A 21,630-nucleotide genomic window follows, 5' to 3' on the forward strand; every position below is an offset into this window, starting at 1 on the left:
ACTCCTTATCCGTGGGATCTGACGAAATCTAATGGCGCCCGGCTATAACCGCAGCACGCCTCACCATTATCTCTCCGGGTCCCACTGGTTTCAGAAGACATTGTACCCCTCTGAAGCGATCCGGGATCTCGATCGGGTCGTAGCCGGTAACGAAAAGGAACCGAATGTCTTGCTTCATAGGGCAATCAGCGAGTTGGAAGACGTGTCGATACAACAGATGAACATCGAGAACAGCGGCATCGATGCTCGCGAGATTGAGTGCGGCCAAGCCGCCATCGAGGTGGGGAAAGGGCCCGACGACATCACTTCCCTGTTCCTCCAGCGCCAGCGTCATATCGACGGCCTGAAGATAGTCGTCTTCCACGACGAGCACGCGCTGTCCTATGAGATCGCTGAACATGGTCGGGTCACTCGGCACAGGGAAACAGTAGCCACGCGTTGCCTTTAGGAGCCAATCGCTCCGGGCCCGCGCTCGGTTTTTATTCGACCAATTCCGGAAGCTGGGAATCGGGACTTCATTCTAAAGGGCCATACCTCAGGCACCTCAGCCTGAACGCGACCCGACACTCCTGCGCGGCGGGCCGCACGGTCAGCAGCATGGACGATCATCGATTGCAGCCGCTGACGCTGCTGGATGGCGAAGGTCGGGCGTCGGTCAGAGCCGCTGGTAGTCCGGGAAATTGAAATCAACAGGCTGGTAAGTTCTTCTGGGTCCGGTGACCATGAGCGAAAAGATCCATCGCTTCGATGCAAAGGATTCTCGACGCGTTTCCGTTATGAGCAGCCGGCAATGGCTTTTCAAGGCTCACTGAAGCATTGCCATTTCACTGTCTCGAATGCGCCTGTTGAACATCACCAACCTTTCGATCTGGTTTAGCAGGATAAATGGCAGCGACGGTATATTGGAGGTCAATGAAGAACGTGTGTACGTGATCGTACTTGAACCGAACAGTGCGAGACCTATTCTGGCATGTGGGGCGCTACCTGTTGCCTTGTCTCGGTTGGTAACGGGTGATCACGGGCAGGGGAGAGTCTGATATGCCGTCGCAAGGAGACGTTAGCAACCGAATGCTCAAGGCTTTGACAGCCGACGATTTCGATCTTCTCGCGAAGCATTTGGAAGCCGTCGATCTGCCCGCCAACTTCCGGATAGCGGAGCCGCGCAAGACACTCGACTTCTTGTACTTTCCGGAAAGCGGCATCGGATCGGTGATGGCGGTCGGCCCTACAGGACAGATGGCGGAAGCTGGCATGTTCGGCCGGGAAGGATTTGTTCCGACTGCCACGATCATAGGCGACGACATTGTTCCGTACCTGATTGAAATTCATGTGGCCGGAACCGGATACAGGGTGTCGGTCGAGGCGATGCGCCAGACAACCCTGAAAAGTTCGACCCTTCAGGTTCCGATGATCAAATTTATGCACGTTTTTGCCACCCAGGTGGCCTATACCTCGCTGGCGAACGCCAAATTCGATGTGGAACAACGGCTCGCGCGCTGGATCCTGATGTGTCACGATCGGCTTCACTCCGAGGAGATGGCCATTACCCACGAGTATATCGCCCTTATGCTTGGTGTGCGCAGACCAAGCGTGACCACGACCTTGCATGTCCTCGAAGGCAAGCGCCTCATTCGCTCTAGCCGTGGTTCTGTGATCGTGCGGGATCGAAGGGGTCTCGAAGCCCTCGCCGCAGGTTGCTATGGAACGCCGGAGCAGGAATTCGAACGACTTCTCGGTAAGACGTGAGCGCCCTCTGCACGAGACGGCGTGAGGGTCCGCCGAACGCCCTTGTCCACCCACTGTTGCAGGAACAATACCGCCGGATATGGGTTGGATAACTCCAACAAGGCGGAGGCTTCAGAAATGGACCATACCAATCACGTTCGGCTTAGCACTGCGGATCTCGTCCCTGATAATCTTGAAGGGGCGAGCGTATATGGCGGAAAAGGTCGGAAAGGTCGATCACGTTCACGGCGTCGGCGAAGCCAGCACTGTCATTATCGATGTCGGTGGGTTTCTCGGCCTCGGCGCCAAACCAGTGGCAGTGCCTGCAAGCCAGCTTGATTTCATGAGAGATGAAGACGGCGAAGTCCACGCCGTGACCACGTGGACGGAGGATCAGCTAAAGGCGATGCCCGAGCATCGCGACTGAAATACCAAGGCCCGTCGAAAACGTCGGGCCTTTTTAGCGCCTTTTCATCGAGTAATTTATTGAGTTCAAAAGATGTTTTCGTTTTTTGCTGTTGATGCACCTTTAATGGCATGCCGTGGAATTCGAACTGCTCACGCGTGATATCGCTCGAGCGTTGCCCTCAGCGCCGATAGGGCTTTGAACAGAGTTCTTGATTTGGTCTCATGGCGAAAGTGACCTTAGTGAAAATTCCGGCTCTTCACCTTCAATGTGTCGATGTGCAGATCAGGAACGAAGATATCTCTGGGCCGGACGGTCGATGGTGATCTTTCGCGCGAATCCGGACTGCCTGGCGAGCCATGGGTGAACTCATCGCCGCGTCCGGTCGGGATCCGGACTGACATATCCAGGTCGGCAAGGCCTGACAGTTCGCCGCTGAGGTCGAAAAGCTGCTGTGCAACGAGGTGAACGACATCCCCTTCCCTCTGCACGCGGCCGTTGATCGCCATCATCGAAGAGCCGAGGACCACGCGGCGGCACTTCTCGAACAGGCTCGGCCAGACCACAATGTTGGCAGGACCGGTTTCATCTTCAATCGTGATGAACATGACGCCCTTCGCGGAGCCTGGCTTCTGCCGCACCAGCACGAGGCCCGCCGTCATAAGCCAGCGGCCATCACCCGCATTCATCGCGTCATTGCAGGTGACGATCCCGCGATCTATCAAATCCTTCCTCAGGAACGCTATAGGATGTTCGCGAAGCGTCAGGCCGACATGGCCGTAGTCTTCCACGACGTTGTGACCCCTGGTCATCTGTCGCAGTTTGACCTCGGGTTCGTGCTGTTCTGCGATCGCTTTCATCTCGCGTTCGGCTGCGGCCGCAAATAGGGGAAGGGGCTCATCTCTCAGGGCTCTGATCGCCCACATTGCATCGCGGCGTTCCAGCGTCAGCGAAGGAAGGAAGGCATCTGCCTTGGCGAGCTGGACAAGGGCTTCCGACGGAACACCCGACCGGCGCCAGACATCGTCGACACTCTCAAATTGCGAATTCATCCGCGCTGCGACGATGCGGGCGGCATCGACGACCGCCAGTCCCATGACCAGTCTCATGCCAAGCCGGACGGCGTGGCGTTCCGTATTGCCAATGCGCTCAAGCGTACAGTCCCATCGCGAGCGATTGATGCAGACCGGGCGTATTTCGACACCGTGATTTCGTGCGTCGCCGACAATCTGAGCCGGCGCATAAAACCCCATCGGCTGTGAATTCAGCAACGCAGCGCAGAAGACGTCCGGGTAATGACATTTCACGAAATTGGACGCATAGGCAATGAGCGCGAAGGATGCCGCGTGGCTTTCAGGAAAGCCGTACGAGCCAAAACCCTCGAGCTGAGAGAATGTCTTCTCCGCAAATTCCGCCGTATAGCCATTGTTGATCATGCCATTGACAAGCTTGTCCTTGAAGCGCGAGACGCCGCCCGTGAACTTGAAGGTCGCCATGCTCTTGCGCAGTTGGTCAGCCTCACCACCGGTAAAACCTGCGCACACCATCGCGACCTTCATGGCACTCTCTTGAAAAAGCGGGACGCCGAGGGTCTTGCCAAGCACGGCTTCGAGCTCGGGGGTCGGATACTCGACCTTTTCCTTGCCCTCGCGCCGACGCAGATATGGATGGACCATGTCGCCCTGGATGGGACCAGGCCGGACGATCGCGACCTGTACGACAAGGTCGTAAAATGTCCGTGGCTTCATCCGCGGGAGCATCGCCATCTGGGCGCGGGACTCAATCTGGAAAGTCCCGAGCGTGTCGGCCCTGCGGATCATCGCATATGTCGCGCTGTCCTCCTGCCGGATATTCGAGAGATCTAGATCGTCGTTCTTATGGGTCCGGATGAAGTCGAACGCCTTGTTCATGCAGGTGAGCATGCCAAGGGCAAGAACGTCGACCTTCATGAACTTCAGTGCCTCGACATCGTCCTTGTCCCATTCGATAATCTGCCGGTCGACCATCGACGCCGGTTCGATGGGAACGAGATCGTCCAGTCGGTCATGGGTAAGAACGAAGCCGCCGGGGTGCTGGCCAAGGTGCCGCGGGGCGCCCATGAGCTGCTGAGCCAGTTTCAATGTCAGCACCAGGCGCCGGTCCGCAGGGTTAAGGTTGAGATCCCTTATGTTGCGATCGCTCACTTCTTCTGACCAGGACCACATGCCCGACGAAAGCGCCTTGATCACGTCCTCTGGCAGGCCGAGGGCCTTTCCGACATCGCGGATGGCACCCTTGGCACGGTATCGGGTTACGGTCGAGCAGAGCGCGGCCTTGTCGCGACCATAAGTCCTATAAATCCACTGGATGACCTGCTCCCGACGCTCATGCTCAAAGTCCACGTCGATGTCGGGAGGCTCGTCGCGTTCCCTGGAGACGAAGCGCTCGAACAGGAGATCGTTGGTCTCCGGGTCAATGCTGGTGATGCCGAGGATATAGCAGATGGCGGAATTTGCTGCCGATCCCCTGCCCTGACAAAGTATCCCCTGGCTGCGGGCGAACCTGACGATGCTGAAAACCGTCAGGAAATAGGGAGCGTAACGCATCTCCTTGATGAGCTCGAGCTCATGTCTGATGACCCTGAGCACGTTCTGCGGCAAACCTTCAGGATAGCGGTCCGGAATACACGCGCGAACATAATGCTCCAGCGACTGCTGAGCATCCATGCCTGGCATGATGGCTTCCTCGGGGTACTGGTAAGTCAGCTCCTCAAGGGAAAACCTGCATCGCTCGACGATCTCCATCGTTCGCGCGAGTGCTTCGCTGTGGCGCGGAAACAGACGTTCCATCTCTTCAGGCGGCTTTAGATATCGGTCGGCATGGCGTTCCCTCTCGAAGCCGACATCATCGATGGTGGTGTGATTGCGGATGCAGGTCACAACGTCCTGGAGTTGCCGACGGTTGGGTTCGTGGAACAACACATCGTTCGTCACGACAGTGCGAACCCTGAACTTTGCCGCAAGAATGGACAACTCGTGGAGTCGCATCTGATCGTTCGGCCGTCGCCTCAGCGACAGCGACAGGTAGGTGCGGTTTTCGAAAACCTCAGCCAGCTTTCGAAGCTGGATCGCACAAGTTTCATCCGGGAGATCAGGAACGAGAACACAAATGAGGCCCCCGGCGTAACGGGCGACATCATCAAGCGTCAGGATGCAGTTGCCCTTTCCTCCTCGGCTCTTTCCGAGCGTGAGAAGGCGGGTCAGACGAGAGTAGGCCGATCGGTCGGTCGGGTAAACAAGAAGGGAGGGGCCGTCCTGAAGATCAAGCCTGCAGCCCACGACGAGCCGCACACCGCTCGCACGAGATGCCTCCAGGGCCCGCACGACACCCGCAAGACTGTTGCGATCGACCACGCCAAGAGCTTCAATTCCAAGCTCCTTCGCGGTCCAGAACAACTCGTCGGCCGATGATGCGCCCCGGAGGAAGCTGAAGTGGGTGGTGACCTGAAGCTCGGCATATCTCATGCGAAGATCCCATGCAGGAACCATTTATGGCTGCCGGTTTCGGGGTCGATGCCGTCCCCGCTACGGAAAATCCACAGTCGTTCGCCTGCGTCGTTTTCGATGATGAAGTAGTCGCGCACTGCTGTGAACTCGGCATCGCACGTCCACCATTCACCGAAGACCCGCTCCGGTCCATCGGCCCGTCTTACGCGATGTCGCTTGCCGCGCCACGTAATGGTTGCTGGCGGGTGGTCAGGGAGAAGGGCAATGGCGTCTATCCGGTCAGGGCGATCAAGCAATCGGACAGGACGCGGCCAATAATGAACCCAGGTTTCCTCGACTTCGGCTGCCGCAGCCGAAATGCGCCGCACACTCCGTTCGGGAACGTCGGACGCGACCGGAGCTACACGATAAACACGCTGTCCGCGGTTGCCAAAGATATCGATGAGGGGCGTGATGTCCTCGTTTTTCTCCTCCACGAGCGACGACGCGTGCTGCTCTTCGGCCAGCAGCTCGGTGATCACGGCGGCAAGTGTAAGCTTCTCGATACCGAAACCCGGCTCGATTTTTTCCGTGCGATCCCTGAAGAGCTTCGTCAACCATGCGATATCACGCGCGGGTTTCGCCGTGCCGGCGCGGATTGCTTGCCTACTGCCATCGACCTTCTCGACGATCAAGTCTGTCCTGCGAACGCCGAGCCCCTTGCGCTGCAGTTCGGCAACGAGCTGAACGATCAGGCGACCCACATATTTGTTGATTGTTTCGGCCGCGCCGATAGGTTCGGCGAAAGCGCGCGAGACTTCGATCCACTCCGGCGCACGGATCGGCTCAATAGGTTCCGACAGCCGGCCGAACATTTGATCAATGCGCCGGCCGATTTCAGGTCCGAACCGAAGCGCCAGCGGGGCACGGGGCGTTGCAGAAAGCTCTCCGATGGTCCTGAAACCCAGCATGCGAAGGTCTGACACGATCGGCTCCGGCAATCTCAGAAGAGAGATTGGAAGCCGCTCGGTTGCTCCGGCGGCTTCGCCGCGAGGGACAACAACTGTCTGCGTTCTCGCCGCACGCGCGCAGGCATGCGCCGCGCCCCAGGTGTCTGCCACGGCAATGCGTGCGGTCAGACCCCTGGCATGGAACTGATTGCCAAGACGCGTCAACATCGGCGCTTCTCCTCCCTGAAGATGGTCGGCGCCTTCCGTGTCAAGGACAATGCCATCTGGCGCATCGACCGCGACGATCGGCGAGTACACCGTCAGCGCCCATAAGGTTATCCGCCTGAGAGCCTCGGCATCGGCGGCGGCGTCTGCGTCAATCATCGCCAGTCCGGCAAAGAGCGCCTGTGCCTTGGCAGCCTGCATGCCGATGCGGACCCCCGCTTTCTGCGCCGCGGCGTCAGCAGCCGAGACCCATCGCTTCGGGCCTCTTCGTTCAATCACCGCAATCGGTTGATCAGCCGGAATGCCGGAATCGGCGCGACGAATCCGATCGGTTGCCAGATAGGGAAGATATATTGATACGACCCTTGTCATCGCAGGCTCCAATTTCAAACTCAGCACATTCGCCCGCCCGCGATCGCATCAATTCAAGCAACCACCTTGGACGTCCGACGCCCGGAACGGGCAATTCTGCGCTCGGCAGCACACTGACCCGCCAGCGTGTGACCGAGGCCGTCGGCTGGCCGAAGTCGTTCGCTTCGGTCTGACGGCGCCACCGCCGGACAACAATCCCCATCGTGCCGGTCCTTTCGGCTGCCAGCTGCAGACGTCGCGAAGCGACCATCGGTAGCCGAACAAGTTCTCCGATCACCGCACCGAGGCCACCATACCCAAGCGCCTCCTCCATGGATGAAAGGACATCCTCCTCCCGATCGCCTTCAACGAAGATGACCCGATCGGGATGAAGACCCGCCTGAGCCAGCGCCGGAAAGAAGAGGTCCGGACGTGTCAGACACCAGACAATCTTTCCTCGCGTACGCGCGGCGATTCCCGCGGCAAACAAGGCTGCCGCTGCTCCGTCGACCGTCCCGCATCCGCCGCCTGCAAATTCGTGTAGCGCGCCATAGGCGAGACCACCGCCAGGCAGGATCCGATCGATTTCGGGCACGCCGAACGACAGGCTGCCCGCCCGCCTGGACGCTCCCCCCTCCAAGGAGGAGATGCGCTCGCGCAAATCCGAGAGAATGTCCTGGCGAGCAGCCGACATCGTTGGCGAATCCTTCCGAAATCGCATTAAGAGGGACGACATTCATGTCGTTCATAACGGTGATGTTCTTCTTCTGTTCCTTTCCGCCGACGTCGTCAAGATGCTCAAAACAGGAAATTATTCCTCATTTTGGGGTGTGATGAGGATTCGTCAGATGAATCAAGTTCCTAGATAAGAGGATGCCGCCTTTGCGCCACGGAAGGTTTTGCGCCACTGAAGGAATTTTTGCATCAGCGCCCGTGCCTGTGGAATTCTCTTTGACGAGCTATGGCTGCCTGCGGAGGGTGTAACAAGCTTAGGCAAATCTGGAGACCGCGCGAGGAACCTTTTCCTGTTGCTACCCATTCCCTCCCCGAGCGCGGGCCGTGTCAACCGGACGCGACAGGGATGGCGAACGCAGCGGTTTTTCCGGTTTCTCGCTGCGGCCAACGAAATGGCAGTCGAGCGTCCAACCTGTCCGGCATCCGCCTCGCCTAACGGAGAAGAGAAAGCAAACGCGCAAGGAGCGGCATCGGGACGAAAATGCCCGTTGAGCGGATCCCATCATGATGAAGGACAGAACAACGCCTCTCCACACCCGGACGGTCGATATATCGTGATCCGTGGCCGCCAAACAGGACCACTCAGATCGTTGTGCTGGTCCGAAGAACGGCGTCCGCGATTGTTGCTCCGAGGCACCACCGCCGAACGATAACGGAGGTAAGACAGTCCGCGCAAACTTCCTTTCTGGATGCGCTCCTGAGGCTTTCATCAGACTTAAGTCCTAGCCCGGGAACCTAAGTCACGCTCCGTCGTTTGAGAGCAATTCGGCTAACAGGAGCCGGATTGGGGAAAGACGTCTTGCAGGATAAACAGCAAATTCGAATGGCCTGCGCGCGCCGAAAGGCACCTTTTTCGGCATGGATTGTACTCTCGGCCGGGCTGCTCTATGTGTGTCGTTAGACAATGCCCGGTGATGCAGGAAAGCTTGCGGGAGGCGTTGCAGGCGCCCGTTTCATCGATAGTACGCAGTAATATCCATGCCCTATCTATCCCATGTCCATCAGCTACCCTCCCCGTCAGGTCATCGATGAACTGGCTCGGCCGCTGGAAGAACCAAACGCTCGCTTCGCAGTTTTTTCTCGCTGGGGGCATCGTCTCCGCCATTGCCATGTTCCTGGTTGGGCTGCTGGTGACCCACTTCATCCAGGGGGCCGTCATCCATAATGCAGGTGCGACCACCGCACTTTATGTGGATAGTGTGGTCGCCCCCCTGTTGCCGGACATGCAGAAGGAAGGCCTTCTCGACGACGCCACGGCTCGCGCCCTGGATGAGACCCTTGGCCAGGGGGCGTTGGGCCGCAGACTCGTTTCCTTCAAGTTGTGGCGCCGGGATGGCACCATCCTCTATTCAAACGAAAAAGGGCTGGTCGGAAGGACGTTTCCGGTCACTGACAAGTTACGCGAGGCCTTCTCCGGCACTCTCGTTGCCCGATATGAAATTCCAACCGATCCAGAAAGCGCGCAAGAGCGGGTCTACGGCAGGCCGCTCATGGAAATCTACAATCCCGTCCTTCAACCCTGGTCGGGAGAGGCCGTTGCGGTACTGGAATTCTATGAGAGTGCAGAAGGGCTGGAGGAGAGCCTGACGCAGGCGCGATTGGGAAGCTGGCTTGCGGTCGCCGGCGTAATAGCGGTGTTCTTCCTCGCCCTTTCGGCATTGGTTTTTCGTGGTAGCCGCATTATCGAAGCACAACGGGTGGCACTCGGAGCACGCGTAGACGAGCTTTCCGTATTGCTCGGCGAAAACCGCGGTCTGCAGCGACGGCTGCAGAAATCATACCAGCGTGCCGCAGCCTTGAACGAAACCTACCTGCGAAGCATCGGCGCGGACCTTCACGACGGCCCCGCCCAGCACATTGCTTACGCATCGCTGAGGCTGGACAGCGAACTCCTCGTCAATCCGGCAACCGCGCCTGCCGCTCGGGATGAAGAGCTGTCATGGATCCGCTCTAGCCTTGCAGAGGCGATCTCGGAAATCCGCAGCATCTGCCGAGGGCTTGTCTTGCCGGAGATCGAAAACGCCTCGATCCGGGAAATCGTCAACCGTGTTGTCGAGGCTCATCAAAGCAAGACCGAGACAGTCGTCGAACTGACCATCGACGACGACGACCCGGATCTCGCGCCCGCTGTAAAGATCTGCATCTATCGCTTCATCCAGGAAGCGCTCAACAACGCCTATCGGCATGGTGGCGGCGTTCAGCAGGCAGTCAAGGCAATATCGCACAATGGATATGTGCGCATCGAAGTCAGCGACAGAGGCGAGGGCTTCGATCCGAAGGAAATCAGGCCATCGAGCCTGGGACTGGTCGGTCTTAGGGAACGTATCGACAGCCTCGGAGGTGTTTTCGAGGTGCAGTCGGGCCCTGATGGCACGACTTTGACCATGAGCTTTGAACCGATGGAGGCGGAAGACTAGAATGGCATCAACTCGTATCGGCGTTGTCGACGATCATCCGCTCTTTCGTGAGGGTGTCGTGCGAAGCCTGTCTGAAAACAAGGACTTTGTCGTCGTTGGCGAGGGCGCAAGTGGCGCGGACGCCTGTCGGATCGCCCGCGAATTGAACCCCGACATCCTGCTTCTTGACGTTTCCATGCCAGGAAACGGACTTTCTACCATCTCAGACGTTCTCGATACCAGTCCGTCGACCAAAGTGATCATGCTGACGGCATCTGAAGAGGTCGAAAGCCTGGTTACGGCCCTGCGTCTCGGAGCGCTCGGCTATGTCCTGAAGGGCGTGGGTGCGAGGGGATTGATCGACGCCATCACTTCTGTTCTTCGCGGGTCACGAGCCGTGAGTCCGGCGATGACGGCAAAGATCATGGAGAAGTCCCTGCAGCGTCATCGCTCGGCCGAAACCGTGCTGACCCCACGCGAAGTCGAGATTGTCGATCTCGTCTCAATGGGTCTGTCCAACAAGCGGATTGGTCTGAAGCTCGACCTGCAGGAAAAGACAGTAAAGCATCACATGACCCAGATCCTGACCAAGCTTGGGGTCTCGAACAGGACTGAAGCCGCTATGCGGTGGCGAGACAGACTAGCGTAGAATGCCGATAAGCCGCCGCGCATCGTCGGCGGTTGCACCCCGACTGATGATTGTCCGTCCCTTCGAATCCCGCATGATGTAGCGACCCTTGCGAAGGGTTTCCGTGATCCCGTTGGCGTGGCGGACATTGATCGAGCCATCGCTGCCCTCACTCGATTGCGTCACCGTCGATCCGCTGGACGTAGAACTCGAGCTACCGTTCCCTGTGCTGGCACTGCCACCACCGTTGCCGTTGTTGCTGTTGTTGCCGCCGCCGGACTTCCCGTTCCCGTTTCCTCCGCCGTTGCCATTCCCGCCACCGTTTCCGTTTCCGCCGCCGTTACCGCCTCCGTTGCCGCTGCCGTTCCCATTTCCGCCGCCGTTTCCGTTACCGCCGCCGTTGCCATTGCCGTTTCCATTGTCTTTCGCTGATGCAGAGAACGGAAGAGCGACCGCAATTCCAGCGGTGCCTGCAAAAAGCTTCAGCAAAGAGCGTTTGGAAAGAATCATGGCATGCCTCATTTCGGTATCAGCTACGCAAGTCAATACGCGTTAGATCATTGTATTGTTTCCAAACTAGGAGGGCATCAGACCTATGGGAGTGGGGGCGCAAGACTTTGGTCCCATATTGCCGACTTTTCATAAAACGTGGGTCCGATTTTACACGCGACGTTCAGGAACACCTAGGGTGAGTATGATACGGCGACGCCGTCTTCTCCTTAACTGCACATTGTCGTCACCGGTCTGCCTCATTCCAGGATCGTCAACTGTACTGCGAGAAGGAGCTTTGCTTGGACGAAAAGGAACAGCGGCGGCGCATGCGCTGCGATCATATATGGGAGGATGCGGGCCCCAAAGGCCGACATCGTGATCACTGGGCACGGGCGGAATAAAACCACGGGGCGACGGAAGAGGCAGCCGAAGGAACCAAGGCAATCGGAACGCCAAAAGACAGTTTAACGATGAAAGGACCACCAAGGATTCGGCCGTGGACATCCGACCTGCGCTGATGATCAGTGCAGACTGATCGCGCACTGCTCGAGGCCAGACCGGCAACACCCTGGCACCTCAGGGATGGCCAGACGCGGTCACGAGCCATAGGATGCTCCGATCGCACGCAATGAGAGATTGATCGGCCAATAACCGATCCGAACATCTATCTTCGATTGCAGACCCTGGTCGCATTCGGGTAGAAATCGCTAGGGATTCTCCGGAGCGAGCCATGCACATTCAGCCGCAACAGCGGATTTATATCTGCTTTTTCCTGTTTGCGGTGTCGATGGGAGCGACATTGTCGCGCCTGCCCGATCTTCAGGATGCCCTGCGGATCGACAAGTCGGAATTGGGCCTGACACTGATCGGCGCCGCAATCGGCGCTCTGCTGTCACTGACATTCTCCTCCCCGCTCGTTGCCCGCCTTGGTGCACGCACGACGGCATTCGCAACAGTTCTTGGAACCTCCGCTCTGCTTGCGCTCGTGCCATGGATGACCGCTGCCCCGCTCGTATTCGGTCTCCTCTTCCTGGAGGGACTGTTGGCCGGTGCACTCGAGATAAATTTAAACGTCGAAATTGATCGCATAGAGGCCCAGCTGGGCCGCGGGGTCATGAACAGGGCCCATGGGTTTTGGAGCCTTGGCTTCTTCGTCACCGCGCTCATATCGGCTGCTCTCCGTCAGGCGGGAATGTCAATGCAACTCCATCTCGCGCTGACATTCACCTTCGTCCTTGTCGCTGGTGGGGTCGTCATTGGTGGAATGCGCAATGCCCCGGCCAAACCGAACACCGAACATGTCGATGCCGGGCATATCGCTCTTCCGACGGCAGGCCTGTTGCCCCTCTGCCTGATCGGAATTGCTGCATTTCTTGTCGAGGGAGCAGGCATCGACTGGTCGGCCATCTATATGCGCGACGTATTCCAGTCGGAACCATTCGTCGGGGGGCTTGGCCTTACCCTCTTCACCTTCTTCATGGCCCTGGCAAGGTTATTTGCAGACCCGTTTGTCGATCGCTTTGGCTCACGTTCCGTGGCCGTCGTCCTTCTCATTACATCTGCCGCGGGTCTTTGCGCGGTTTCACTGTCGCCCCACCAGAGTATCGCACTGGTCGGATTCGCGTTGATGGGTGCCGGATGCAGTGCCGTCTATCCTCTTGCTGTCTCGGCAGCCGCTCAACGAGTCGACAGGGCAGCCCATGTCAACGTCGCAGCCCTGGGTCAGATGTCGTTCGTCGTGTTTTTCCTGGCCCCGCCTCTCCTCGGCTTCGTCGCCGAACAGGCTGGCATTCGCACCGCGTTTTTCATTTGCCTTCCGGTCATCCTGACTGCGCTTTTGTGCGTCCGATCTCTCTCCTATCAACGGAAAGTCATGATCGCCCAGAACGCAAGCCGTCCCGGCATTACTCTGGGGTCATGAACCAAGCCGAACCTGATCGATTGCTCATGTCGGGGCACCGGTGGAACAAACGGACGGAAATTGTGTTCCTGTCCCGCTGACCACATTTGGGGGACTTTTATGCCGCAAAAATCTGGGTTCGACGTCGAGGCAGGTGACCATTTGGCTCTCGGCGCGACACCTGACGCTGATGGTGTCAACTTTGCTCTCTTCTCGGCGCATGCCGAACGGGTCGAGCTTTGTCTTTTTGATGCAGAGGGCGGCAACGAACACCGTATCGAGCTTCCGGAATACACCAACGAGATCTGGCACGGTCGCATCCCTGGCCTGAAACCGGGAGCGCTTTATGGCTACAGGGTCTACGGGCCTTACGATCCGGAAAACGGCCATCGCTTCAATCCCAACAAGCTTCTCATTGATCCATACGCGCGGGAGCTCGTCGGAGACATCCATTGGGGTCAATCTTGCTTCGGCTACGATCTCGAAAGCGAGGAAAAGGACCTTTCCTTCAATGGAGCCGACAGCGCACCCGACATGCCCAAATGCCGTGTGATCGACCCGAACGACTTCACTTCACTCGACGATCTCAAACCCGGCATACCCTGGTCACGTACGATCTTTTACGAGGCACACGTGAAGGGGATGACGCAATTGCATCCTGCCGTCCCCGAACAGCTGCGGGGCACGTTTGAGGGCTTGGCGACCCGGGACGTCGTCGAGTACGTGAAAAGCTTGGGAATCACCTCCATTGAGCTTCTCCCCGTCCATTATTTTCCCGATGATGCCCACCTACTCGACAAGGGGCTGAGGAATTACTGGGGGTATAACACGATCGGCTTCTTCGCTCCGGCTTCGCGCTACTACGGGCCCCATGGCCTTTCAGGATTCCGAAATATGGTCCGCGCTTTCCATGATGCGGGGATAGAAGTCATCCTTGATGTCGTCTACAACCATACTGCGGAGGGAAACGAGCTCGGACCAACCCTTTCGTTCAAGGGTATCGACAACTTCTCCTACTACCGGACGATGCCCGACGAAGCACGCTACTACATCAATGACACCGGCACCGGAAATACCGTCAACACCTCGCATCCCCGTGTCCTGCAAATGATCACGGACTCCTTGCGCTACTGGGCGCAGGTCATGAATGTCGACGGATTCCGCTTCGACCTCGGCACCATCCTCGGGCGGGAACCAGAGGGTTTCGACCAGCGAGGAGGCTTCTTCGATGCGGTTGGGCAGGATCCGGTCCTTTCCCGTCTCAAGCTGATTGGCGAGCCTTGGGACATTGGACCGGGCGGTTATCAGGTCGGTGGTTTTCCCCCCGGCTGGTCCGAGTGGAATGACAAATACCGCGATACAATGCGCGACTACTGGAAGGATGAAGACGGAACCGCGCGCGACTTTGCCGCACGCGTGCTCGGATCAGGTGACATTTACGACTTCCGCGGGCGCAGACCTTGGGCAAGTGTTAACTTCGTGACAGCACATGACGGGTTCACGCTGAACGATCTGGTCTCCTATAACGAAAAACATAATGAAGCGAATGGTGAAGCCAATCGTGATGGCCACGACCACAACCGAAGCTTCAATTACGGCGCCGAAGGCCCCACCGACGATGATGGGATCAATTCTGTCCGCGATCGCCAGAAGAGAAATTTCCTCGCCACCCTCCTCCTGTCCCATGGCGTTCCCATGCTTTTGGCTGGCGACGAATTCGGCCGCAGCCAGATGGGCAACAACAATGGCTACTGCCAGGACAGCGATATAAGCTGGCTGCATTGGCAAGGGCTGCCGGACAGCGCACAGGCTCTGCGCGTCTTTACAGCTCGGCTGATTGCGCTCCGCCAGGAACAACCACTACTGCGGCGTGAAAGCTGGCGCAACGACCTTACGATTAGCTGGCTCAACCCTGTCGGCGGTGAACAGACCGAAGACCATTGGGACGATGAGGGAAGCACGACACTTGGGCTGCGCCTGACCACCAAGCTCGATGGCAATGAAAATGCCTGGAAGGAGGCGCTGGTGCTGTTCAACCCTCACGACGGTCAGGTGCCGTTCAATCTTCCATCACTGGAAGACGGCCAATGGATTTTGGAGCTTACGACCGCCGACCCTGACGTGGAGAGGGTCGATCTCAACGACACCGATCACTATGACCTGGAACCCAGAAGCCTTGTCATCTTGAGGCGAGCTTGAGCGGTAGACGGAAGCTCCGTGCTTGTGTTTCGCGCCGTACCCCTGTTGTCGAAAACCGCAAGCGCCCGCCCGGCCGGTTAAGAATCCATTCCGGAACATCAGTCGCTTTCGCGGGTTGATGGAAGCGACCGCTTCAGAGGAATTTGGATGAGCGTACCCCCGATGACATCCGAGACTTCAGACAGTCCGATGATGAAGGCACGGGCCATCCCGCAGCTGATCGATCCTGACGCCGAGCCATTCGTCGCCAAGGCGATCGAGGAACTTGCTTCCTCCGAAATACCGTTTCTGGTCGCAGGGACTTACGCCGTCAGTGCCTATACGGGCATCTCCCGTCTCACCAAGGATCTGGACATATTCTGCAAGGCCGGAGACTGCGGGCGCATCCTTGGCTACTTCAGGGAGCGTGATTACGAGATCGCGGTCGAGGACGAGCGCTGGATCGGGAAAGTGCTGAAAGGAAAGCACTTTTTTGATGTCATCTTCGCCTCATCCAATGGCACGATGCCGGTCGGCGACGCGTGGTTCGATGACGCCCGGATGATTGAATTATGCGGGTTTCCCGTCCGCATCGTCAGTCCGACTGAACTGATCTGGTCGAAATGCTTCATTCAACTGAGACACCGCTATGATGGTGCTGACATCGCCCACGTCATCTTGCGGGCCAGCGAAGAAATCGATTGGGCAAGACTGCTCGGATACCTCGAGGTGCAGTGGGAAGTGCTTCTGATCCATCTCCTCAACTTTCGATGGATTTATCCTACCGAGCGAGACAGGGTTCCCCAGTGGCTCCTGGATGAACTGATTGATCGCCTGAAGACCCAATGCGACATGCCCCTGCCGCAAATGCGCATCTGCCGCGGGCGGATGTACTCCCGTGTCGACTACGAAATCGACGTGAAGGAGTGGGGCTTTGCGGATGTCGGTGGCGAAGGCGAGATGCGAGGCAATTGGGAGATCGATGATGACCAGTAGTGCCGGCAAGCTCAAGGTGGCGGCAGTCGCCGACCTGCATGTGAAGGAGGATGGAAAAACCTCCTACAAGGACATGTTCACAGAAATATCAGGCGTCGCGGACGTTTTGGTCATAGCCGGCGATTTGACAGATCTCGGCAAACCAAAGGAGGCCGAGTTGCTGGCGGCGGATCTCAGAAGCTGCACGATCCCGGTTGTCGCGGTTCTCGGCAACCATGATTATGAAAGCGGGATGGTTGAGGAAGTATCCACGGTACTGACCGATGCGGGAGTGGTACTCCTTGACGGAAACCCGACCGAGATAGACGGTGCGGCGTTCGTCGGTGTCAAGGGTTTTGCCGGTGGCTTTGGCCGCCATATGCTTGGGTCTTTTGGAGAAAGCGCCATCAAGGCCATGGTCGCCGAAAGCATCGACGAATCCATGCGGCTGGAAAACGCAATGCGCAGGATCAGTTCGGACCGGGCAATGGTGGTGCTTCACTATGCTCCGATTGCGGAGACCGTGGAAGGTGAGCCCCCGGAAATCTATCCGTTTCTCGGATCCTCGAGACTTGCGGAAACCATCGATCGTTTCAATGTAGCCGCAGTCGTTCACGGTCATGCACACCACGGTACCTATGAGGGCAAAACCCCGCGGGGGGCTCCGGTCTACAATGTCGCCGCCCACGTCGAAAAACCGAACGGGAAGCCGTACGCGATCCTTGATCTGTAAGCTCTACTGACGAAACGACAGCTCGTTTTCGAAGCAAAACTCAAACTATCAGCCAGACGTGACGCGCCAGACAGTATTGCCCGCATCATCAGCGATCAGCAGTGCACCTCCCTTGTCCAGTGCCAGACCGACCGGTCTGCCTCTGGCTTCATTCCTGTCGCTCAGGAAGCCGGTGACGATGTCGACCGGTTTTCCGTTCGGCTTACCTGCTTCGAACGGCACGAAGACGACCTTATATCCGTTGAAGGAATGCCTGTTCCAACTGCCATGCTCGCCGATAAAGGCGCCACCAGAATAGGCGGCTGTAAGGCTCTGTCCCTGGTTGAACACCAGACCGAGCGGGGCAACGTGAGAGCCGAGGGCATAATCCGGTGCGATCGCCTTTTCGACAAGGTCGGGCCTTTGCGGCATTACGCGTGGATCAACGTTCTTTCCGTAATAACTGTATGGCCACCCATAGAAGCCGCCTTCCTTCACCGAGGTCATATAGTCGGGAACGAGGTTGGGGCCGAGTTCGTCACGTTCATTGACCACCGTCCAGAGTGCCTTTGTCGTCGGTTCGAATGTGAGGCCGTTTGGATTGCGAAGCCCATCGGCGAATACCCGTGCCCGTCCCGATGCGCGATCAACCTCCCAGATGGCGGCCCGCCCCTTTTCGGCCTCGATCCCGTTTTCGGTAATGTTGCTGTTAGAACCGACACCAACATAGAGGCGCAAACCGTCCTCGCTCGCCACAAGGCTCTTCGTCCAGTGATGATCAATCGGCCCACCCGGCAGTTCGGTAAGGCGGGTGCCCGGATCGGAGATCTTCGTATCACCGTCCTTGTAGGGATATCGCATGATCGCGTCCGTGTTCGCAACGTACAGCTCTTTCCCGACGAGCGCGACACCGAACGGTGAATTCAAATGTTCGAGGAACGTCTGCTTGATATCGGCCTTGCCGTCACCGTCCGTGTCACGCAGAAGCGTAATTCGATTGGCGGGCTTGCCACCCCCGCTATTGGTGGCGAAGGCTTCAACGAAGCCCATGATGATATCCTTGGGCCGCTTGGCTGGTGCCTCGGCAGGAGCCTCTGACTCGACCACGAGGATGTCGCCATTCGGCAGCGTGTAGAGTGATCTTGGATGCTGTAGTCCTTGCGCGAGAGCCTGGATCTTCAGCCCAGACGCGACCGACGGCGTTTCGTTGCTTTTCCAGCCGACGACCTTGGCAAGATGCATCGGAGGAAAGAGATATTGCGACTGCTCGGGAAGATCGGGCGTCGGGCCTATGCCGCCGGATGGATCCGGATCGTTGTCACTGCATGCAGCCAAAATCGTCGAAGCCAGCAGTATCGAACAGGCTCGGACCTTCAGATTGGGCGAAAGGTTGTTCATCCCATTACCTCCTCTGCCGGATGGCGCTGAATGCCCGCGCCAAGCAACGCGGCAATGACGATTGCCACGAAGGTTGCGATCGAGGTTGCCAGGCCCGTCGGCACGACAGACGTCCAGGCATCCCTGCTGTGAATGAGTGTGTTTAGAAAACCGAGGAGAAACGCTGCCAGAAGACATCCGAAGTACATGACAAGGCGCAATGGAGCCGTCGTCAGAACCCCACGGCTCCAATCCGCAACAACCCCTATCGCTCCGACGACGCCCAATACCAAGCCTGCCATCAGAAGCCAGGCCGAGAAATCGGCCCAGGTCATTTCAGCGGTCTTCCAATAGGCGATGTCGGTCAGCAGGGCACCGATAAAACAGGTTGCCGAGAAATGGAGGGGAATAGAGCGGAAGGCGGTCCTGGGGGCCACAGGTTGAAGGGGAAGCAGGGCGTGAGATGACATGGCATTGATCCGGCTGAAGTTTCGGCCCAAACGACGTGACGGCCGGAATGTTCCAGCGGCAAAATGTTACACACCTCTGTCTGGGTGCACCTCGATAGGAGGCTGGAACCCACACGCAGGCTTGCGCGTTACGCGAGACTTCCATGGCAACAGAAAACGGGACCAAATGCTGGAGTTTCATACCACGGGCGCGCCAAAAGCTGGCAATCCAATCAAGGTTGTTGGCTCAGCTTTGCGACGAGCGAAACCGGTCTTACCTGGCCAACCGGTCATTCGCCCGGGATGGAACGCCTGGCGCAGCGAATGTGCGGATAAAGCAGCCTTCCTCGTCGATGGCGCAGCCTATTTTTCCGCCCTCGATCATGCTCTGAGACAGGCACGCCGCGAGATCTGGATCGTCGGCTGGGACTTCAACCCCGACATCCGGCTGAAGCCAAAGACGAGCACCCAAACACTTGGCGAACTGCTTCTGTCCATCGTCGATAGCCATCCGCAGCTACAGGTCCGGATTTTGGTCTGGGGCATGGGCCCGATCTATTCAGGCAAGTCGCTCCAGCTCTTCCATCGCAACCCCGTCTCCCATCCGCAGATTTCCTTGCGTTTTGATTTCCGGCACCCGCTTCGCGCATGCCACCATCAAAAGCTTGTATCGATTGACGGAAACCTGGCCTTCCTCGGCGGGATCGACCTTACCGCCAGACGATGGGACGAGCCTGATCATCGCGTGTCAAATCCGCTGCGTCGTTCTCCCGACGGCACGCCTTACGAGCCGGTTCACGACATCCAGTCAGTCATCTCAGGCAAGGCGGCAGAGTTGGTCGGCGATGTCGCGCGCCGGCGCTGGAAGAAAGCAACGGGCGAAAAGATCGAGCCCTTAAAGCGGCCATCGGATATCTGGCCAGTCGTTGCTGCCGAGATGGAGAACATTCCTGCCGCCATTGCTTTGACCGAACCTGGTCTCATCGGAAAGAGGGGGCGTTATGAGGCAAGGCGGCTGACGCGGGATGCCATCGCTTCCGCACAGCGTCTTATCTATGTCGAAACGCAGTACCTCGCATCATCCAGTGTCGCTCGGGCCCTTGCGAAGCGATTGAAGGATCCAGATGGCCCGGAGATCGCGGTGGTCGTTACGAAAAGCTCGCACGGCTTCATCGAAAAGCTCGCAATGGGGAACAATCGTGACAGGTTGATCCGCCGACTGAAGCGCGTCGATCGTCATGGTCGACTGAAAGTCATGTATGCCGTTGTTCCGGACGAGCAAGATAAAGATCAAGAACTCACTGTTCATTCGAAGCTGATCATTGTGGATGACCGCTTCATGCGCATTGGCTCGTCCAATCTCAACAACCGATCAGAGGGCCTGGACACCGAGTGCGATCTTGCCCTCGAGGCAAATTCAAAGAAGCATCAAGACGCGATCTCATTCCTGCGGCATCGCCTGATGGCAGAGCATCTGGACGCAAGTCCTGCAGACGTCACCGAGTTGGAACGATCTTGCAGATCAATGCTGACAACAATCGATGAGCTGAATATCGGACGACGAAAACTGAGAGAATTTCCGGTCGATATCCAGGGAAAAACAGAGTTGTTACCCGGTACATCGTTTGTCGATCCACGCAAACCCTATTGGCCGCTACAACGATTGCGCCTGCGCCTCGGTCGTATCCTGAGCGGGCTTGGTTGAGGATGTGGCCTTTCGCTTGCGGAAGGTCAGCTCGCTGATCCCGAAGACAGCCAGGCCGATCATGAGGGGAAGAAGAAAATATACGACGCGAAAAGCGACGAGCGCCCCAATCGAGGCAGAGCCTGGCAAGACATGGTTGACAGTCGCCTCCAGCACGCCAAGACCGCCTGGAACATGTGTGACAAGGATTGCCACATTAGCCAGGACGAAGGCCGTAGCCGTCTGGACAAAATTGACGTCGCCGCTCGCTGCCAGAAGCTGGTGCAGGCAGGCCGCCACGAAAATGAAATTCAAGGTACCGATAATGACCTGCCCCACTGCCAATTTAGTGTTAGGCATTTCGAAGCTCCATCTCCAGAGCTTCAGTTCCGATCGCACTGTCCCGGCCAAAATGACGTAAGCCACGGGAACAAGGAGGCAAAGGATTCCCATCCAAAGCAGCCCAGCCGAGCCGATGCGGAGCAGATTGCTCGCATCGCCGGGATTGACGAGCAGGGCAATGCCAGCCAGCGTTGACAAGCCGATGCCAACAGTGACGCCGCAAAACAGTATGACCTTGGCCACTTGCTGAGCATCGAGACCCCACCGCGAGTAGAATCGGTATCGTACGGCTCCGCTGCTAAGGGCTGCAACGCCGAGATTGTGCCCGATCGAAAGTCCGGTGAAGGATGCAACGGCAGCCCGCCGATAGCTCAACGGCCTGCCTGCGTAGCGGAGTGCCATCCAATCAAAGCCGGTCAGGCACAAATACGAAAGCGCTGAGCACCCAAGGCTCGCCATGAGTCGCGTTTTGGGAATTGCAACAACAGACGCCATGATTTCGTCAAGCGAGTACCGCTTGAAGACCTTGTAAAGAAGGTAAGCTGCAAGAAGAAGGCCCAACATAAGAGTCAGATTGATGAAAATGCGCTTGGCTGTCATGAAGATCCCGATTGCATTGAGCTTTCAATGGGAACGAAATA

General features: G+C 57.7%; 16 protein-coding genes and 1 pseudogene. 10 read left to right on the forward strand and 7 right to left on the reverse strand.

What is annotated here, in order from left to right:
- Positions 1-31 precede the first annotated feature (31 nt).
- The 3 genes and pseudogenes from FHX16_RS17820 (at position 32) to FHX16_RS17830 (ending at position 2,152) form a co-directional block, all read left to right on the forward strand.
- On the forward strand, positions 32-448 hold the full coding sequence (locus FHX16_RS17820) for a hypothetical protein (protein ID WP_259129583.1): 417 nt from the start codon (positions 32-34) through the stop codon (positions 446-448).
- Positions 449-1,068: 620 nt separating this feature from the next.
- The gene (locus FHX16_RS17825; RefSeq protein WP_246712692.1) at positions 1,069-1,746 is read left to right on the forward strand and encodes a Crp/Fnr family transcriptional regulator; all 678 of its coding nucleotides are present in this window, start codon (positions 1,069-1,071) and stop codon (positions 1,744-1,746) included.
- Between the two features lie 117 nt (positions 1,747-1,863).
- Positions 1,864-2,152 (forward strand): annotated as a pseudogene (locus tag FHX16_RS17830) (PRC-barrel domain-containing protein).
- 218 nt (positions 2,153-2,370) lie between these two features.
- Here the strand turns inward: FHX16_RS17830 and FHX16_RS17835 are convergent.
- Genes FHX16_RS17835 through FHX16_RS17845 form a run of 3 tightly spaced genes read right to left on the reverse strand, consistent with a single transcriptional unit; the run spans position 2,371 to position 7,815 of the window.
- The gene (locus tag FHX16_RS17835; protein ID WP_183756130.1) at positions 2,371-5,634 is read right to left on the reverse strand and encodes an error-prone DNA polymerase; all 3,264 of its coding nucleotides are present in this window, start codon (positions 5,632-5,634) and stop codon (positions 2,371-2,373) included.
- A complete protein-coding gene (locus FHX16_RS17840; RefSeq protein WP_183863995.1) occupies positions 5,631-7,142 on the reverse strand; it encodes a DNA polymerase Y family protein in 1,512 nt (503 codons plus the stop codon). The genes FHX16_RS17835 and FHX16_RS17840 overlap by 4 nt, the downstream gene beginning before the upstream one ends.
- The gene (locus FHX16_RS17845) at positions 7,063-7,815 is read right to left on the reverse strand and encodes an ImuA family protein (RefSeq protein ID WP_183756128.1); all 753 of its coding nucleotides are present in this window, start codon (positions 7,813-7,815) and stop codon (positions 7,063-7,065) included. Before FHX16_RS17845 ends, FHX16_RS17840 begins: the two co-directional genes overlap by 80 nt.
- Positions 7,816-8,884: 1,069 nt before the next feature.
- Between FHX16_RS17845 and FHX16_RS17850 the strand changes: the two genes are divergently transcribed.
- Together FHX16_RS17850 and FHX16_RS17855 are read left to right on the forward strand one after the other, a co-directional pair.
- Positions 8,885-10,273 carry a sensor histidine kinase gene (locus tag FHX16_RS17850; RefSeq protein WP_183756127.1) on the forward strand — a complete coding sequence of 463 codons (1,389 nt, stop codon included), beginning with the start codon at positions 8,885-8,887 and terminating at the stop codon, positions 10,271-10,273.
- Position 10,274: 1 nt separating this feature from the next.
- Positions 10,275-10,901, forward strand: coding sequence for a response regulator transcription factor (locus tag FHX16_RS17855; protein WP_183756126.1), 627 nt, complete (start codon positions 10,275-10,277; stop codon positions 10,899-10,901).
- Here the strand turns inward: FHX16_RS17855 and FHX16_RS17860 are convergent.
- On the reverse strand, positions 10,893-11,390 hold the full coding sequence (locus FHX16_RS17860; RefSeq protein WP_183756125.1) for a hypothetical protein: 498 nt from the start codon (positions 11,388-11,390) through the stop codon (positions 10,893-10,895). The two genes, FHX16_RS17855 and FHX16_RS17860, sit on opposite strands and share 9 nt — an antisense overlap.
- A 712-nt stretch (positions 11,391-12,102) precedes the next feature.
- Between FHX16_RS17860 and FHX16_RS17865 the strand changes: the two genes are divergently transcribed.
- The 4 genes from FHX16_RS17865 (at position 12,103) to FHX16_RS17880 (ending at position 17,158) form a co-directional block, all read left to right on the forward strand.
- Positions 12,103-13,293: an MFS transporter gene (locus tag FHX16_RS17865; RefSeq protein ID WP_183756124.1), complete on the forward strand. Its 1,191-nt coding sequence runs from the start codon at positions 12,103-12,105 to the stop codon at positions 13,291-13,293.
- Positions 13,294-13,392: 99 nt separating this feature from the next.
- Positions 13,393-15,471 (forward strand): glycogen debranching protein GlgX, encoded by a 2,079-nt coding sequence (glgX, locus tag FHX16_RS17870; RefSeq protein WP_259129586.1) that lies wholly within the window; start codon positions 13,393-13,395, stop codon positions 15,469-15,471.
- Positions 15,472-15,618: 147 nt separating this feature from the next.
- A complete protein-coding gene (locus FHX16_RS17875) occupies positions 15,619-16,446 on the forward strand; it encodes a hypothetical protein (protein WP_405049292.1) in 828 nt (275 codons plus the stop codon).
- The gene (locus FHX16_RS17880) at positions 16,436-17,158 is read left to right on the forward strand and encodes a metallophosphoesterase (protein ID WP_183756122.1); all 723 of its coding nucleotides are present in this window, start codon (positions 16,436-16,438) and stop codon (positions 17,156-17,158) included. The genes FHX16_RS17875 and FHX16_RS17880 overlap by 11 nt, the downstream gene beginning before the upstream one ends.
- 48 nt (positions 17,159-17,206) lie before the next feature.
- Here FHX16_RS17880 and FHX16_RS17885 read toward each other — a convergent pair whose 3' ends face one another.
- Complete coding sequence (locus FHX16_RS17885) at positions 17,207-18,535, reverse strand: sorbosone dehydrogenase family protein (protein ID WP_183756121.1); 1,329 nt, start codon at positions 18,533-18,535, stop codon at positions 17,207-17,209.
- Positions 18,532-18,984 carry a DUF2231 domain-containing protein gene (locus tag FHX16_RS17890; protein ID WP_259129590.1) on the reverse strand — a complete coding sequence of 151 codons (453 nt, stop codon included), beginning with the start codon at positions 18,982-18,984 and terminating at the stop codon, positions 18,532-18,534. Before FHX16_RS17890 ends, FHX16_RS17885 begins: the two co-directional genes overlap by 4 nt.
- A 166-nt stretch (positions 18,985-19,150) precedes the next feature.
- Between FHX16_RS17890 and FHX16_RS17895 the strand changes: the two genes are divergently transcribed.
- Entirely contained in the window at positions 19,151-20,668 is a 1,518-nt protein-coding gene (locus tag FHX16_RS17895; RefSeq protein WP_259129591.1) for a phospholipase D-like domain-containing protein, read from the forward strand.
- Here FHX16_RS17895 and FHX16_RS17900 read toward each other — a convergent pair.
- Positions 20,618-21,589: a lysylphosphatidylglycerol synthase domain-containing protein gene (locus tag FHX16_RS17900; RefSeq protein ID WP_259129593.1), complete on the reverse strand. Its 972-nt coding sequence runs from the start codon at positions 21,587-21,589 to the stop codon at positions 20,618-20,620. The genes FHX16_RS17895 and FHX16_RS17900 overlap by 51 nt on opposite strands.
- Positions 21,590-21,630 lie beyond the last annotated feature (41 nt).

Source organism: Rhizobium sp. BK661 (assembly GCF_024808825.1).
GTDB lineage: Bacteria > Pseudomonadota > Alphaproteobacteria > Rhizobiales > Rhizobiaceae > Rhizobium.

What these genes read in the sequence shown, in the direction of transcription:
- FHX16_RS17835 (WP_183756130.1), bottom strand. Translation starts at nt 5,634, where the DNA reads ATGAGATATGCCGAGCTTCAGGTCACCACCCACTTCAGCTTCCTCCGG.
- FHX16_RS17860 (WP_183756125.1), bottom strand. Translation starts at nt 11,390, where the DNA reads ATGATTCTTTCCAAACGCTCTTTGCTGAAGCTTTTTGCAGGCACCGCT.
- FHX16_RS17890 (WP_259129590.1), bottom strand. Translation starts at nt 18,984, where the DNA reads ATGTCATCTCACGCCCTGCTTCCCCTTCAACCTGTGGCCCCCAGGACC.
- FHX16_RS17820 (WP_259129583.1), top strand. Translation starts at nt 32, where the DNA reads ATGGCGCCCGGCTATAACCGCAGCACGCCTCACCATTATCTCTCCGGG.
- FHX16_RS17845 (WP_183756128.1), bottom strand. Translation starts at nt 7,815, where the DNA reads ATGTCGGCTGCTCGCCAGGACATTCTCTCGGATTTGCGCGAGCGCATC.
- FHX16_RS17850 (WP_183756127.1), top strand. Translation starts at nt 8,885, where the DNA reads ATGAACTGGCTCGGCCGCTGGAAGAACCAAACGCTCGCTTCGCAGTTT.
- FHX16_RS17885 (WP_183756121.1), bottom strand. Translation starts at nt 18,535, where the DNA reads ATGAACAACCTTTCGCCCAATCTGAAGGTCCGAGCCTGTTCGATACTG.
- FHX16_RS17875 (WP_405049292.1), top strand. Translation starts at nt 15,619, where the DNA reads ATGAGCGTACCCCCGATGACATCCGAGACTTCAGACAGTCCGATGATG.
- FHX16_RS17895 (WP_259129591.1), top strand. Translation starts at nt 19,151, where the DNA reads ATGCTGGAGTTTCATACCACGGGCGCGCCAAAAGCTGGCAATCCAATC.
- FHX16_RS17865 (WP_183756124.1), top strand. Translation starts at nt 12,103, where the DNA reads ATGCACATTCAGCCGCAACAGCGGATTTATATCTGCTTTTTCCTGTTT.
- FHX16_RS17840 (WP_183863995.1), bottom strand. Translation starts at nt 7,142, where the DNA reads ATGACAAGGGTCGTATCAATATATCTTCCCTATCTGGCAACCGATCGG.
- FHX16_RS17825 (WP_246712692.1), top strand. Translation starts at nt 1,069, where the DNA reads ATGCTCAAGGCTTTGACAGCCGACGATTTCGATCTTCTCGCGAAGCAT.
- FHX16_RS17900 (WP_259129593.1), bottom strand. Translation starts at nt 21,589, where the DNA reads ATGACAGCCAAGCGCATTTTCATCAATCTGACTCTTATGTTGGGCCTT.
- FHX16_RS17880 (WP_183756122.1), top strand. Translation starts at nt 16,436, where the DNA reads ATGACCAGTAGTGCCGGCAAGCTCAAGGTGGCGGCAGTCGCCGACCTG.
- glgX (WP_259129586.1), top strand. Translation starts at nt 13,393, where the DNA reads ATGCCGCAAAAATCTGGGTTCGACGTCGAGGCAGGTGACCATTTGGCT.
- FHX16_RS17855 (WP_183756126.1), top strand. Translation starts at nt 10,275, where the DNA reads ATGGCATCAACTCGTATCGGCGTTGTCGACGATCATCCGCTCTTTCGT.